Genomic DNA, 15,415 nt, shown 5'->3' with positions numbered 1-15,415 from the left:
GAAGGGTGGGTCCATCTCATTATCCCGGCAATGCTTTTGAGCCGGGATCCAGGTGTTTGTTTTTGTCGTTTTACTTATGGACTGCAGCCACTAACGCTTAAGATCGCAAGGTTCCACCCTGCTCGGGCCAAAAGGGGATCAACAGCAATCCCCTCTTTACTTTTTATAAAAGAACTGGCCCCTGCCGTTCCGGCAACATGTTCTGATGAGCGAAAAAATTGCGACGGAAAATTATCGAGATTTTTACCGCGTTTGTAGCCTGCTTCGGCCACCTTTTTACGAGTAAAGAATAAAAATACTAGCGCTTCAGATGGGGGGGCATTCCATCACATTGACTATCTTGTTTACTCGATCTACCTGATGTACTGTCTAGAAAAGTGTTGGTGGATGGGAAATCATGAAAGTGTTAGTTGATGGTGAGAGTTATCTAGATATTTTGTTTGAAAAACATCTTGGCCCGCATAAACACTTTAATCATATCGAATTTGAGGACTGTCAGTTTGTAGACTGTGATTTCTCCGAAACTCAGTTCAAAAATTGTAAATTCCTTAATTGTATATTTGAACGATGTAATTTCAGCTTGGTTGACCTTTCTAATTCAAAGCTGTTTGAAGTTAGGTTTCAAGATAGCAAATTAATCGGTGTTGATTGGGCGAAAGCTGAGTGGGCTATATACCACTTAGATTTTGAACTTAACTTTACGCGTTGTATTTTGAATGACTCATCATTTTTTGGGCTTAAATTGCACGAGTTAGTCTTGGATGAATGTAAGTTACATGATGTTGACTTTCGCGAGGGTGACTTTACAAATTCATCAATGACTTATTGTAACTTTAGGCATAGTTTGTTTATGAGAACAAATTTACAAGGGGTCGATTTCAGTGACTCAGAAGAATACGTTATTGACGTGTTTGAAAATAATGTGAAAAAGGCACGATTTTCAAGGAGCGAAGCACTGAGCCTATTAGAAAGTTTAGGTGTTGAACTCGTTGACTGAAAGTCTGACTGACGTTTAAGACGAGTTTCGAATGCTTAGTGGAATTAATATGTCCATCCAGCCCTACAAGGTTGAATAGTCAATACTTTACTAGGTGTACGCCTCTAGTATTAGAGGCGCTTCTTATTTTGAATCATGTTGTTTAAATCTTTATGAGATTTTACCTCTAGACACGCAAGAGTTTAAATCGAAGAGAGATAATGACAGGTGTAGATGAGTCAGCGAGTGTCCAAAACAGGGATGTTTTGGTTAAGCCCACATGGATGTGCTTGCGGCGTCTCGCTTAATCATCTGCACGGAGCCTGCGGCAGGCAATAAGTATCAATGAATTTGGGGTTTTAAACAAGTAACCTAATACCAATCAGGTTAGAGTGATCTAGTATGTAAACTGTTTTTTTTACAAACAAATTAGCAATATGAATCAACTCACCCAAAACAATTCAGGCTGCCAATGGCAGCCTGAATGATCTATACCCAAACAACCTGAAGATTCTCTGAAACATGTATCTTCAAGTTGATTGAGTATATAAGCTACGAGTAAAACTCGAACTCATTTAAACGCATTTTAATTACTTAGCATCAAACGTAAACGACTGTCCGGCTAGGGCTGCTTCAAACATCAATCCGCCTTTGGCTGCGGTGAAAATTGCCATGCCATTAATGTAAGCTGCTGCAGCATTATGATTACTGCCTGCTTGGCCAGCGCCTGCAGAATTACCCGTGGTGCCGACTTGAGCATTGGCGCCTAAGTTAATCGCCACGGCTGACGCTTGGGCGCTAAACTCAAAACTGCCGCTGGTGAACTCATTATAGGCTTTTGCGTCTTTAAAAAAGATAATCTCACTGTAAGCCTGACCGCCGAGCTGAAATCCTATCGACAACTGGGTTAAGCTTGAATCACCCATATGTGTGCCGCCCTGGTAGACACGGCCATTGCCATAAGCCGCGCCAATCCCGATACCGCCTTTGGCAACAGTGGGAAATATGGCATAACCATAAGCAGAATTAAAAAAGTCTCGGGTCTCACTGGCTTTCTTGAAGTTTGTGACGGCTTCGCTATAAGCATTATCGTTAGCAAAAGTTGGCGCAGAAAACGCGACACTAAACAACATAACTAAGCTTGCAAAAAATAGGCTGGTTGAACGTTGCATAAATCACCTCATTGACATCATTGTCATTTTATATCCATCTAGATTACCAATACCGATAGATAGGTGCGAGTTAATTAACGTTTATACTTAAGTTGAGGTTAACTTAGGGTAAAAGGTGTAAACAACCTGGGCCATGATTGAACAGATAGCCGCACGAGTGATCACGCGATGTCAGGTATTTATGCCCAATAACATGTCTACGACATTTGTCGCTTGCGCTCATGACGATTCGACACACCTTCTGGTGGTAAGCCTGGGGCGGGTTTGCGCTCAGCCAGTAAATGCTTAATAGCCATAATTGGATGGGGCAATAACATTCTCGGCCCTGCAAATAGCATAATCTCACGGGCTTTTTGCTTCATATGAGGCTTGTAGCAATGTACCGGGCATTTATTGCAGGTTGGCTTATCTTGGCCATACGGGCAGCGGTCGAGGCGGGTGTTGGCGTAGCTTAAAAATTCGCGACATTGCTCGCATACATCATGCGACGGTTTCATCGGATGGTGCGCTTTGCAGTAAATATTGACCATGGCTTTGATGGTACGAAATTCAAACAGTAACTGACCTGTAAGTAACTCAGTTTCGCTCATGATTAATACCTTAGTGATTTAGTCTGGTATTATGAGTTTATGTGGCAAAATAACGGCTGACAAATTCGCATTCGCTAACTATGAATTCAAACACAAAACTAGGGGTGAATGTGCCATTGATCGCAAAAATCACTTAAATCCACCGCAATAGTGCCTTATTCGATAGCTTGTTACAGTTTTAAGTGGATAAATACTTGATTTTATAGCGCACGTTGAAATAATAATGACTAGTGCTTAAAAAAACAGCGCACTATTATTAATGACGTAAATGACTCACTGTTAATTGATACGTGAGTAATAACGAATCTATGCGTTAAGACGCATAATCAGTAAGGTGGACGCCTAATGCTAACGAAGGTCATTTTATTTGTCGTATTGGTTGTAATAGCCTTGTACTTATATCGACGTACTCAGGCTGTTGCAAAACAAGAACTCGACAAAAAAGCACCCAACCCAGAACAAACTCAATCGCCTGTGGACAATCGCAGCGAATCAACTGCAACTGAAGCAGACCAAGTCGTTGAGCTAACGGACGCCGCGTCGTCAGAGCCTAATGCGACCCCAGATGCCGTTACAACGGTAGATGCAGAGCCAGAGCTTGAGCCAAAGCCTGAAGAGATTATTGCTGCAGAACCAGAACCAGAACCAGAACCAGAAGTCGAATCTGAAACTGAAGTAGAACCAGAGTCTGAACCTAAGCCAGAGGTAATATCTGCCACTGACACTCCTGCAGAGCCACATGCTGTAGCAGCAAGCGAGAGTGACAAAAAGCCCATCAGTTTAGCACCTGTAAAAGGTGAGTGGGCCAGCGACAGTTTTAAGCAATTAGTTGAGGCTGCAAATAATGCTGGCGAACCACAAGCTCAGCATGATGCTGTAGCAGATGTGGTCAGTCACTGTTATAAAATGCGTAAACAAGCCGATTATTGCCAATATGGCGCTGCACTTAAGGCGCTTTATTTAGACTTATTCCGTGTGGTCTATCAACAGCATGACGCAAGCGGCAGTGATGAGATTAAAGCGCCAGCGTTTATGCAGTTATCCACTCTACTTAACGATACAGGCGAGTTTGACCAAGCCATTAGTGTTTGTCAGCTGGCTCTTGAGTATCAATTAACAGATGGTACCGTCACTGGGTTTGAAGGCCGTATTAGCAGAATTGAAAAAGCGAAAGCCAAAGCAAGCTAACTCAGTTAATACAGCGTGAAGGATATCGGGTATGATATCCATTAAAGGAAAGCGGGCCTCGGTCCGCTTTTTTGTATTTGGCATCTGTGACTAAGCTGATAGATGTTGGTGATTAATCAAGGATTTTGGTGGCATTGATGACTTCTACGATAAGCAAATTATTGCTTGCTGCACTTGGGTTTTCTGTTGTTATGGGATGCACGCGTACCCCTGAGTGGACGCTGTTTTACGTTGCTGGTAATCCAGCGAATGCCGAAAAGGCGATCGCCTCAGCTAACATGGTGCAGACTGAGTTTATTTTAGGTTATTACGATACGCTCGACCAATGCCAGGCCAAAGGTGCTGGTATGTTACGTTTGCAAGGTTCATCAATGCCTGCAGCGCAAGCCTTTGTGTGTGCTCAACAATGTCAGGTAGATGATAATGAACAATTACATTGTCAACACCAGGTTGTTGGAGCTGAGTTAGATGCGCTTTAAACAAGATTTTTTTGAGCAATTAGACAGTTTTTATACGCAAGTTTACCCGCAAGGGATTAGCAACCCACATTGGCTCGGCTGGAGTGATGATGCCGCTAAACTGATTGGTTTAGAAAAGCCAAACGATGCGTTATTGATGCAGTTGTCTGCCAATGCGGCAGCACCAGGTGCAAGCTATTATGCTCAAGTTTACAGTGGTCATCAGTTTGGTGGGTATACCCCAAGATTGGGGGATGGTCGCTCAATTATATTGGGTGAAGCTATCGGCCCTAATGGTGCGTGGGATGTGGCCTTAAAAGGTGGCGGCCCAACACCTTACTCTCGCCATGGTGATGGCCGGGCGGTAATGCGCTCTGCGGTGCGAGAGTTTTTAGTGTCAGAGGCGTTGGCGGCACTATCTGTACCGACAAGCCGTGCTTTAGCGGTAATAGGGTCAGACTTGCCCGTGTGGCGTGAAAGCCAGGAAACCGCTGCAATAACAGTACGTTTAGCGAAAAGTCATATTCGCTTTGGCCATTTTGAGTATTTTTGTTATAGCGAAAAAGGCGCGCCAGACAAGCTAATCCAATTGCTCAATTTTACCCTTGCTCAGCATTTTCCACATTTAACCGCCGACGCAGCAGGTTACAAACAATGGTTTGTTGAAGTGGTGCAGTCTACAGCTAAAATGATTGCTCACTGGCAAGCCGTAGGTTTTGCCCATGGCGTGATGAATACCGATAACATGTCGATTTTAGGCGATACCTTTGATTTTGGGCCGTTTGCATTTTTAGATACTTTTAAAGAAGACTTTATCTGTAATCACTCTGATCATGACGGCCGTTATGCTTTTGGTCAGCAACCCGGCATCGGGCTATGGAATCTAAAACGCCTCGCGCAAGCGCTCACTCCAATTATTCCGTCAGACGATTTAATTGCCGCACTCAACACCTACCAACCAAGTTTGGTGAGCCATTATGTTAGCTTAATGCGAGCGAAATTAGGTTTGAGTACCGACAGCTGTTTAGATAGCGCAGAGCAAGAAAAGCAAGATTTGGCGCTAATTAGCCAATTTACCGTCATGCTCGACAACAACCAGCTCGATTACAGCAATAGCTTGCGTAAAATGGGCCAGGTAGACATTAGCAGCCAGTATAGTCCACTGCGTGACGACATGTTGAATGTGAGCGAATTTGATCGCTGGTATCAAGCTTATCAAGCCAGAGTGGGTGATGTGGCCGATGTAGCTGCATGGCAACAGCAGCGGAATCTGCACAATCCAAAGTATATTTTACGTAATTACCTTGCCCAAGAAGCCATCATCGATATTGAAGAAAAAGCTGACAACAGCAAGCTTTTACAATTACAACAGTTATTAACTCGTCCCTATGATGAGCAACCCGATATGGACCATTATGCCAAGCGGCCACCCGACTGGGGCCAGGGGCTGGTTATGTCTTGCAGTAGTTAACCCTGTTTAAACGCCATTTTTTATTGAGTGATGTTATGAAATTATTATCTGCTAAATTTGATCCTGAAGCGAAGAGCATTGTTATTCAAGCTGAAGTTGATTTTGAGCAATTTGAACAGTTTGCCGAACCTTTAGCGGCAGCATTGGATTGTGAGATCCGTGAACGCCAATGGGGCGCGGACCGCCATCAATGGTTGCTGAACTTTGAAGGTAGCCCTGTGTGGCTGCATTATGAGTTTTATGGTGATATTTGTTGGTTGTCAGTGGACAGTGCAAAAGATGTCGATGTATTGCATTTTTTATCTGGCTTGCTTAAATCCTATATTCACATAACAGAAGAAGACTTACATGGATAATAGCAGCGCAGAGTTTCATTTTCAGGCCCTAACGCCTGATTTGATATTAGATGCCATTGAAAGCATTGGCATATTTCCTGAGACCGGCTTATTAGCCTTAAACAGTTATGAAAACCGGGTTTATCAGTTCCGCTGCGACCAAGGTTTACGTTATGTGGTTAAGTTTTATCGACCACAGCGTTGGAGTGAAGCGCAAATACAAGAAGAGCATGACTATGCTTTGGCGTTAGCCGCTGAAGACATTCCTATCGCTGTGCCCGTAATCATTGACACTAAAACCTTGTTCGAATTTAAAGGCTACCGATTTGCGTTATTTCCATCGATAGGCGGCCGTGCTTTTGAAGTCGATAACCTAGAGCAGTTAGAGTCAGTAGGGCGCTTTATTGGCCGTATACATCAATATGCTAGCAAACAACCTTTTGTGTATCGCGAGCCGTTAACGCCTGAGATTTTAGGTGATGACGCTTATCGTTACTTACAAGACAGTGGCATCGTCGCCGAAGGTATGCGCAGTGCCTTTTTTACTGTGGTTGAGCAAGTGCTAATAAAAGCCAAGCAAATATGGCAGCAACACAGCTTTGATACGATTCGTCTGCACGGCGATTTGCATCCAGGTAATATTTTGTGGACTCCAGATGATGGCCCTGGGTTTGTTGATTTAGATGATGCAAGGCAAGGCCCAGCAGTGCAAGACATTTGGATGATGCTGACTGGCGATAGGGCGCAGCAATTATTGCAGCTCGATATTTTAATTGATGCCTATCAAGAGTTTTGTGATTTTGACACTAGACAATTAGCATTAATCGAGCCACTAAGAGCGTTTAGAATGATCCATTACAATGCATGGTTGGCCAAACGTTGGCAAGATCCTGCATTTCCAATGAACTTTCCCTGGTTTGCTGATATCAAATATTGGGAGCAACAAACCTTAGCGTTTAAAGAGCAGCTGGCTGCGTTGAATGAAGCGCCATTGAGTTTAACCAGCTTTAACCAAGCCTAAAAGTGATGGTATAGCGCCACGCCTAAATTGAAGTTGAAAAGTTTGAGCTACCCTGCACGTTTTTGATTATTAACGTGATGGGTATTAACATTTTTTCATAATCACTATCGGGATGTATTTAGTTACAAATACAATTAACTTGCGATTGAGTTTCAGGCTGACGCTAGACTATGATAGATACAGCGTTTTTATAATTAGTTTGCCTATTGAAAGGAAGTAAGATGAAAAAAGCATTATTGATGGCCGTAGCATTACTACTCGCGCCTATGGCGGCGATGGCTGCAGATTACAAAGAAGGTGTTCATTACACTGTAATTAATGATGGCCCTGGTTCTGCTAAGCCTGAAATTATGGAGTTTTTCTCTTTCTATTGTCCGCATTGCTACAACTTCGCTAAAACTGTTGTACCAAAAATCGAAGCCAATATTCCAGAAGGCGTTAGCTTCAGCCAGTCGCATGTCGATTTTATTGGTCGTGAAATGGGCGTAGAAATGTCACGTGCATTTGCGGTAGCAAAACAACTTAACGTTGAAAAGAAAATCGAAGCAGCATTGTTTAGTGCTATCCATGACAAGCGCCAGCAGTTTACCCGTGCTGATGATGTTAGAGCACTCTTTATTGCCAATGGCGTAGATGCTAAAGACTATGACTCGGCAGCAAGTTCATTTATGGTCAATGCACAAATGTCTAAAATGAAACGTGACACTGACAACGCTAAAATTTCAGGCGTGCCTTCATTAGTGGTTAACGGTAAATACCGTGTTGAAACTAGCTCGATTAAGTCTTATGACGAGTTACTAGACATTGCATTTTACTTAACAACAATGAACAAAAAGTAACGTTGTTACTGCCGGTTTAGCGCTTAATTCGCGCAAACGGATAACAACAAAAAAGGAGCTTAGGCTCCTTTTTTGTTGTCTAGTGACAGGGTTTTATTGCTATGAGAATGGATTTGCAGGCAAAAAAAAAACCGTATGTCTATAAAAGACGATACGGTGATGAGTCAAATGACTCTTTTTACCCTGAGTAACGGAAAGAATATTAACATGGCGTCAAAATATTGGCAAGCGACATTATATTGTCGTAAAAACTATCCAGGTCACGTTATGTGAATAGACCAAGGTAAATTTTGTAAAGAGGGAAACTCTTATTCCTGCGTGAGGTCAAATTTTGAGATGAGAAAAACCTTGTTCAATATGAAACGTGAAGCAAGATGAATAATTTTTTGGCTACCACATTACTATAGTCAATATTGTTTATGGTATTGCACGTTTTGCGTGGTTGCACGTATTCGCTCTAGGAGGAAACCATATGAGAACGTTCCCTGTATATGCGCCCAAGTTAATTGTTAAGCATGTTAGGATCTTTCTAAGTGGCGCTATTTGGGTAAAAGATTTAGGTTTACTTGAATTTGATAAAGGACGTTTTTTACAAAGTCAAAAAAGCCTGCCAAAAGTAAAGCAGGCTGTCAGCGAACTCAATGCGCTGATTGAGGCGCAATCTGCGCCACGACAATCAACGTAAAAATTAACTTACATTTCGCTATTCAATAAACCAACAAGGCCATTGACCTTATCGCTCCATGAGTTGAGGTCTTGCTGCAATTGTTGGTTTTTTTGTGTCAGTTCTTGCTGCTGTTTTGCTAATTCTTCATTCTTTTGCTTCTCTTCTTCAAGCTCCATTTTTAGTAGCTCAATATTTTCAAGAGTCGCCTGGATTTTGGTTTCCAGTTGGGACAATAATTCAAGGCTCATGGGGAGTCCTATACGTTTCTGGATGGAACCCCGATTCTAGCAGTGACAAGGGCTATAGGAATAGCCTTTAATGCTAAGTGGCTAAAATATACTCAATAAATCGTTGGTTATTGTGCTTTATCTGAGATCGCGCTATTTTCATTGGCTAACCTACTCAACAAAAGCCTTTTTTATGACGATCACCCGACTCGATGTTGGCACCCGAATGAGCAGTATTGTTATCCACAATAATACGGTTTACCTCTGCGGCCAGGTTGCTAAAGACAAGTTTAGCAATATTGAAACGCAAACCAGCACCATGTTAAACGAAGTTGATGCCTTATTAGCTCAAGCGGGCTCGAACCGTGAGCATATTTTGTCGACGACTATTTACCTTAAAGACATGGGCGATTACGATGCTATGAACCAAGTATGGGACCAATGGTTACCACAGGGACATGCTCCGGCAAGAGCCTGCGTGCAAGCCGCCATTGCTGAGCCAGAATATTTGGTCGAAATATCGGTGATTGCTGCACTGGCAAATTAAACGCAGTAGCCGAGTTAAATAGAGTGATGCACTGACAGTTTGTTTGTTGCAATATGAATAAATATATTGATGCTTGTTACGTTCAATTGACGTATTTTGATTTAGGATCTACGGCTGCGACTTGACATTATTCTCTAGCCTAAATAGTCTGCAAGCTCAGTTTTTAAGGTGGTATGCAATGGACATAAAATATAATTTAAAATCTGCGTCAGAGCGCCGTACAGAACCATTTATGCCAGAAGGCGACGTGGGTTTCGGTAAGCTTCGAACTGACCATATGTTTTTAATGGATTACCGTGATGGTCAGTGGTGCGATCCGCGTATCGTGCCTTATGGTCCATTTGAAATGGCGCCTGGTGCAATGTCATTGCATTATGGACAATCGATTTTTGAAGGTGCTAAAGCGTTTATGCATGAAGACGGTGAGATTTACACTTTCCGTTTAAATAAAAATGCCGAGCGCATGAACCGTTCTGCCGATATTGTGTGTATTCCCAATATTGATGAAGCGATGCAATTAAAAGGCATTAATGCACTTATTGATGTGGATCGTTTGTGGTTTCCGCAGCAAGAAGGCGCGTGTTTATATATCCGCCCGTTTATTTTTGCCACTGAAGACCGTTTATCGGTAAGCCCTAGTCAACAATACACTTTTTGTGTCATGTTAAGTCCGTCAGGCGCTTATTATGCCTCAGGGGTTAATAATGGTATTAGATTATTAATTAGTACTCAATTTCATCGTGCAGTGTCTGGTGGAACAGGAGCATCGAAAGCATCTGGCAACTATGCCGCTTCTCTTCGTGCGGGTAAAGCTGCAGCAGAGCATGGTGCATCACAAGTATTGTATTTAGATTCAACTAACACCCAAATTGAAGAAGCGGGTGCAATGAACCACTTCCATATTTTAAAAGATGGCACAGTGATCATTCCGACATTCACTGACACGATTTTAAAGTCGATCACCTCGCAATCGATTATGGAACTAGCTGAGATGTTGGGTTGTGAAGTGAGGCAAGAAACGGTGATGTTAGATAAGTTTATAGCTGACATTGAGTCTGGTGAGATTATTGAAGCTGGTGGGTTTGGTACAGCTGCAGTGGTATCGCCTGTTAGCTCGTATATCTTTGAAGATGGCCGTGTTATCACTGTGGGTGACGGTAAAGTTGGCCCTCATATTCAGCGCATCTATAAGCTGTTTACCGAATTACAAAAAGGCCATGTGGCTGCGCCGCAGGGCTGGGTTAAACAGGTTGAACGTGTTGCGCCTTAAGGCTAAACAAGTTGATTAAACAAAGTAAAAGCTCCCTAGGGAGCTTTTATTTTGTCTGACAGATGAGTGTGCAGCTTTATTAAGCCACAATAGTTAACTGTTTTTTTCTTGATTGAGTAACGCTAAACAATTAATGGCGGTGAGCGGTTTGCTGAGTAAAAATCCTTGTACTTGATCGCATCCACCGTCGCGCAAGAAATTAAGCTGCTCTTGAGTTTCAACCCCTTCGGCAACCACATTGAGCTCTAAACTGTGGGCTAGGGTGATAATTGCGCTGGTGATAGCTGCATCATCGGGGTCTTCGGTAATATCGCGCACAAACTCTTGATCAATTTTTAAGGTATCTATTGGGAATCGTTTTAAATAACTTAAACTTGAATAACCGGTACCAAAGTCATCAATGGCAATGGTTAACCCTAAGGCTTTGAGCTGAGAAAGTACTGCGACAGAATCTTGCGGGTTGCCCATAATCATTGATTCCGTTAGCTCAAGTTCAAGTGCGTGAGCTGGCAGACCTGACACGGCAAGAGCCACTTCGATGGTGGAAATAATGTCTGCTTTGAGCTGTCTGGCAGAGAGGTTTACTGCCACTGCAATATGTTCAAATCCTTGGCCGTGCCATAAAGCAAGTTGGCAACACGCTTGGTTAATGGCCCAATTACCAATTTGATTAATCATCCCGGTTTCTTCCGCAAGGGGAATAAATTCTACCGGGGAAATAATGCCAAGTTCTTGGCTTTCCCAGCGAAGCAGCGCTTCTAGGCCGACGATTTGTTGTGTTTCAACATTGAATTTAGGCTGATACACCAAGTGAAACTCATTGTCTTGCAGGGCTTTTTTCAACCCGGCCTCAAGCTGAACATGGCGAGTGGCGTATTGATTGAGTTTTTCAGTGTAAAACTGGTAGTTGTTGCGCCCAAGTGATTTGGCATGATACATGGCAGTATCGGCATATTTAATTAACGAGGTCGTATCGTCAGCATCGTCTGGGTATAAACTGATGCCTATCGACGGTGAAATGGTTAATACTTTGTCGTCGAGCAAGAACGGCGTTTGGAACGCTTTTAAGACTTTTTCGGCAATAATGGTCGCGGCTTTTGTTTTAGCCACCCCTTCTAAAATAATGGTAAATTCGTCTCCACCTAAACGGGCGACGGTATCCCCATCGCGTACTGAATTTTGTAGACGGCTTGCAACGGCTTTAAGCAGTAAATCGCCTATGTGATGCCCCATAGAGTCATTAATATGTTTAAAGCGGTCTAAGTCTAAAAACAATAACGCGACCATACTTTCTGCTCGGATAGCTTTGGTTAATGCATGGTTGAGTCTGTCTTGAAATAGGGTGCGGTTTGGTAGACCGGTTAAGGGATCAAAGTTAGCTAATACCCGTAAATCTTCTTCTGCTTTTTTACGTGCCGTAATATCAGTAAACACTGCGACAAAGTGGCTGGTTTCGCCTTTGTTGTCGATAACTTGATTGATTTCGAGCCAAGCTAAAATGCCTCGGCGATCACGTGTTCTAATGTTGATTTCACCCGCCCAGTGCTTATGCCTAAGCAGCTGAGTTTCTACCGAATGATAAAACTCGCGCGATTGTTTGCCCATGGTTAAAAACAAAAAGTGTTTGCCAACCACATCACGATGTTTAAAGCCGGTAATACGACTAAATGCTGGGTTAACCGAGCGGACTTGGTAGTCTAGTTCGCCTACCACTACCGCTTCGTTCATGCTAAATAGCACTTGCGATGATAGTTTGAGTTCGTTTTCTGTAAGTTTACGGCTGGTGATGTCTTTGTGGGTGCCGGCCATTCGTAACGGTGTATTATTACTGTCGCGCTCAACCACTTGGCCACGGTCTAATAACCAAGACCATTGTCCGGGTTTGGTTTCAACGCGGTATTCGGCTTCAAAAAACTCAGAGTCACCGTTAAGGTGGTCGTTAAGCAGTTTTTCAACTTTGGGTTTGTCTTCTGGGTGAACACTATTCGTTAATAATTGGTCTTTTAAAGAGTCGTTGGTCGGTTCAACCATATTGGTTCGAAACACTTTGTCGTCTTTAATATTCCAGTCCCACATGCCATCACCAGAGGCCCATAATGCAAGCTTAAGACGCTCTTCTGAGGCGCGAATACTAGAGTCAAACTCGCGCTGAGTCGCGAGTTTCTTTTGTCGTGATAGTAACAGCCACAACACAATTAATAATCCTACAGTGCCGTATAATACGTAAGCCCAAACGGTCATATAAATGGGCGGTACTACCGACACTTTAACAATGAGTGTGTATTGACTGTACTGATTGGTGCCCAGTGCATGACGAATCATTAAGGTGTATTCACCTGGGGATAAGTTTGTGTAAGTAATGTGGTTCCCTTGAGTTAGGTTATGCCACTCATTATCTACACCGTCTAATTTATAGCTGAATCGATTTAAACCTGGGTAATTAAAGTTGAGCGATCCTATTTCAAAGGTGATGACTTGTTTCTCGTAGGGCATGTCAATTTTAGGTGCATGACTCAGGTCGAGAATGGGGTATGAGGTTTCGCCAATGGTGTACTTAGTGAGTGCGAGTTTGTTTTCCGGGCGCTTACTCGGTACTTTTGCGGGGTCAAAATAGTTTAAGCCTTTAATCCCACCAAACCATAGTGAGCCGTCTTTTTCTTTAAATTTTGCTGCACCATTAAACTCGTTGGCTTGTAGCCCTTCAAACACGTTGTAGGCCATAAAGCTTTTTTGGCTGGGGTTAAAGCGTGATATTCCCGAATTAGTGCTTAACCATAAGTCGTGTTGGTTATCTTCTAAAATAGCATAAATCGTATTACTGCTATTGTCGGCATTGACATCCATGCGTTCAAATTTGAAACTGCCATATTCAACGGTGAGCTTGTCGATGCCACCATGAGTGGCCACCCAAAAGTCGCCATTTTCAGTTAATAAAAAGTCTCTGACTCGGTTATCGCTTAAGCTATAGGCATTGTCTGGGTCATGGGATAAAAAGTTCAGTTGTTGTTTTTCTGGATCAAGCCGAACAACGCCGCCCATGGTACCTAGCCAGAGATAATCTTGACTAAAATTCAGGGTAATAATTTGATGTTTATATGGCGAATACTCAGATTGAAATCCAAAGTTATAAGCCATCATGCGGTCAGTGTGTTCTGAAATGAAGTACAAGCCTTGCGATGTGGCTATCCATAAACGATCTTTGTTGTCGAACACTAAACTGCGAATTTGCGTGTCGGCTCGAAATTTCTCGTTGGCCGGTTGTACTTGTTCTAAATTGTTATTGCTATCTAGGGTAAACAACCCGAGGTTGGTGGCAAACCACAATAAACCTTGTTTGTCTTGCGCTATGTCGTGCACGGTTAATGCAAGGTTTTCAATAGGGAGCGAGAGCTTATTGGCAAAGAGTGCGTTGATGTAATAGTAATGAGCATCGTGCGGCTGTAAATATTTTATACCAGCACCATCTGTACCAATCCACAGGCGCTGCTGATCATCACGAAATACCGTGCGGATCATGTTCGCCATTCCGGGCGAGCCGGTTTGATAGTCGTAATAGTGGCTAAAAAATTGTTGGTTAATATTCAGCTTATCGATGCCTGAATAACCGGTACCAATCCATAAGGTGCCACTGGCATCGAGCATCAATGTTTGCAGGGTATTGGCACTAATGCTGCTCAGTGTCTGTGGGTTGTGTTTGTATACAGAGCTCACCCACTGACCATCAATATTATCGAGTTTGAATAAGCCAGTATTTTGCCCAATGGCAAAAATCTGGTTGGCATTGACTACGGTAAAGTCGCTAATGCGACGATTTTCAGTATAGTTATTGCCTCGTGACCATATTAGCTCTCTTTCATGGGTGTCGAGATTATAGCGCCAAATTTGATTGTCTATCGCCAGCCATACTGAGTAAAGCGAACTGGATTTTATTTGGTTAACGCTCATGTTGGTGGGAATGTCGAGCCGGATAATGGTGTTGCTGTCGATAGCGAATGTACCGTGTGTTTCAGTGCCCACAACGATGTATTTATTATCAACATTGGCAAGGCTGGTGATATTAGCAATGATATTTGCCCCTAAATTTACCGGGGTGATTTTTCCGGTTTTTAGCGGTAATAAGTAAAGCCCTGCATGCGTTCCTATCCATAAGGTATCGCCAATCACGGATAACTTAGTGATTTGCAGGTCAGCTAAGCCTTGTTCTTGCTTATATTGGGTAAACTGTCCGGTGGTGAGATTGAGTTTGTTGAGGCCGTCGTTATAGGTGCCGACCCATAAATCGCCGTCGGGAGATTGCAAAATGTCGGTAATAAAGTTGCCCGATATACTGTTGCTGTTATTTGACTTTTTTAAGTACAGATTGAAGTCGACGCCATTATAACTATGGAGACCATCTTGAGTGCCAATCCATAGCATGCCAGCGCTATCCATAAATAGGCGGGTTATCGAGTTTTGGTTGAGGCCACCTTCAGTATTAAAGTGTTCAAACTTTACTTCGGCGAGGCTATCGTTAGCATTTACTTTTTGTGCTGAAACCGACATTGAAAACATCAATGCCAGTAACATTAACCACTGTGTTAAATGCTTAAATACACGAAAATTCAAATCTCACCTTTATCTATTTTATTCAAAAGAGGCCATACATATTAACGTT

At 42.8% G+C, this 15,415-nt stretch carries 14 protein-coding genes; 10 read left to right on the top strand and 4 right to left on the bottom strand.

Annotated features, from left to right (window positions below):
- Nucleotides 1-397: 397 nt before the first annotated feature.
- A complete protein-coding gene (locus tag IEY42_RS15335; RefSeq protein ID WP_188926058.1) occupies nucleotides 398-997 on the top strand; it encodes a pentapeptide repeat-containing protein in 600 nt (199 codons plus the stop codon).
- A 569-nt stretch (nucleotides 998-1,566) separates the two neighbouring features.
- On the opposite strand, the gene IEY42_RS15330 is transcribed toward IEY42_RS15335, so the two are convergent.
- Together IEY42_RS15330 and IEY42_RS15325 are read right to left on the bottom strand one after the other, a co-directional pair.
- Nucleotides 1,567-2,148 carry a YSC84-related protein gene (locus tag IEY42_RS15330; RefSeq protein ID WP_188926057.1) on the bottom strand — a complete coding sequence of 194 codons (582 nt, stop codon included), beginning with the start codon at nucleotides 2,146-2,148 and terminating at the stop codon, nucleotides 1,567-1,569.
- A 197-nt stretch (nucleotides 2,149-2,345) separates the two neighbouring features.
- Complete coding sequence (locus tag IEY42_RS15325; protein ID WP_188926056.1) at nucleotides 2,346-2,738, bottom strand: nitrous oxide-stimulated promoter family protein; 393 nt, start codon at nucleotides 2,736-2,738, stop codon at nucleotides 2,346-2,348.
- A 345-nt stretch (nucleotides 2,739-3,083) separates the two neighbouring features.
- On the opposite strand from IEY42_RS15325, the gene IEY42_RS15320 reads away from it, so the two are divergent.
- The 7 genes from IEY42_RS15320 (at nucleotide 3,084) to IEY42_RS15290 (ending at nucleotide 8,735) form a co-directional block, all read left to right on the top strand.
- Nucleotides 3,084-3,926 carry a hypothetical protein gene (locus IEY42_RS15320; protein ID WP_188926055.1) on the top strand — a complete coding sequence of 281 codons (843 nt, stop codon included), beginning with the start codon at nucleotides 3,084-3,086 and terminating at the stop codon, nucleotides 3,924-3,926.
- A 137-nt stretch (nucleotides 3,927-4,063) separates the two neighbouring features.
- Complete coding sequence (locus tag IEY42_RS15315) at nucleotides 4,064-4,405, top strand: hypothetical protein (RefSeq protein ID WP_188926054.1); 342 nt, start codon at nucleotides 4,064-4,066, stop codon at nucleotides 4,403-4,405.
- Entirely contained in the window at nucleotides 4,395-5,855 is a 1,461-nt protein-coding gene (locus tag IEY42_RS15310; protein WP_188926053.1) for a protein adenylyltransferase SelO, read from the top strand. The genes IEY42_RS15315 and IEY42_RS15310 overlap by 11 nt, the downstream gene beginning before the upstream one ends.
- A 35-nt stretch (nucleotides 5,856-5,890) precedes the next feature.
- Nucleotides 5,891-6,211 (top strand): DUF3630 family protein, encoded by a 321-nt coding sequence (locus tag IEY42_RS15305; RefSeq protein WP_188922218.1) that lies wholly within the window; start codon nucleotides 5,891-5,893, stop codon nucleotides 6,209-6,211.
- Entirely contained in the window at nucleotides 6,204-7,211 is a 1,008-nt protein-coding gene (locus IEY42_RS15300; protein ID WP_188926052.1) for a serine/threonine protein kinase, read from the top strand. The genes IEY42_RS15305 and IEY42_RS15300 overlap by 8 nt, the downstream gene beginning before the upstream one ends.
- 221 nt (nucleotides 7,212-7,432) lie before the next feature.
- A complete protein-coding gene (locus tag IEY42_RS15295) occupies nucleotides 7,433-8,050 on the top strand; it encodes a thiol:disulfide interchange protein DsbA/DsbL (protein WP_188926051.1) in 618 nt (205 codons plus the stop codon).
- A 472-nt stretch (nucleotides 8,051-8,522) separates the two neighbouring features.
- A complete protein-coding gene (locus tag IEY42_RS15290) occupies nucleotides 8,523-8,735 on the top strand; it encodes a DUF1107 domain-containing protein (RefSeq protein ID WP_188922205.1) in 213 nt (70 codons plus the stop codon).
- A gap of 8 nt (nucleotides 8,736-8,743) precedes the next feature.
- On the opposite strand, the gene IEY42_RS15285 is transcribed toward IEY42_RS15290, so the two are convergent.
- Nucleotides 8,744-8,965: a cell division protein ZapB gene (locus tag IEY42_RS15285; protein ID WP_188922203.1), complete on the bottom strand. Its 222-nt coding sequence runs from the start codon at nucleotides 8,963-8,965 to the stop codon at nucleotides 8,744-8,746.
- A 172-nt stretch (nucleotides 8,966-9,137) separates the two neighbouring features.
- On the opposite strand from IEY42_RS15285, the gene IEY42_RS15280 reads away from it, so the two are divergent.
- The gene (locus tag IEY42_RS15280) at nucleotides 9,138-9,491 is read left to right on the top strand and encodes a RidA family protein (RefSeq protein ID WP_188926050.1); all 354 of its coding nucleotides are present in this window, start codon (nucleotides 9,138-9,140) and stop codon (nucleotides 9,489-9,491) included.
- 178 nt (nucleotides 9,492-9,669) lie between these two features.
- Nucleotides 9,670-10,761 (top strand): branched-chain amino acid aminotransferase, encoded by a 1,092-nt coding sequence (locus IEY42_RS15275; protein WP_188926049.1) that lies wholly within the window; start codon nucleotides 9,670-9,672, stop codon nucleotides 10,759-10,761.
- Nucleotides 10,762-10,854: 93 nt separating this feature from the next.
- Here IEY42_RS15275 and IEY42_RS15270 read toward each other — a convergent pair whose 3' ends face one another.
- The gene (locus IEY42_RS15270) at nucleotides 10,855-15,327 is read right to left on the bottom strand and encodes an EAL domain-containing protein (protein ID WP_420877748.1); all 4,473 of its coding nucleotides are present in this window, start codon (nucleotides 15,325-15,327) and stop codon (nucleotides 10,855-10,857) included.
- Nucleotides 15,328-15,415: the final 88 nt, after the last annotated feature.

The organism is Shewanella algicola, from assembly GCF_014648035.1.
Taxonomy (GTDB): Bacteria; Pseudomonadota; Gammaproteobacteria; order Enterobacterales; family Shewanellaceae; genus Shewanella; species Shewanella algicola.
This window is presented reverse-complemented; position numbering and strand designations above follow the sequence as displayed.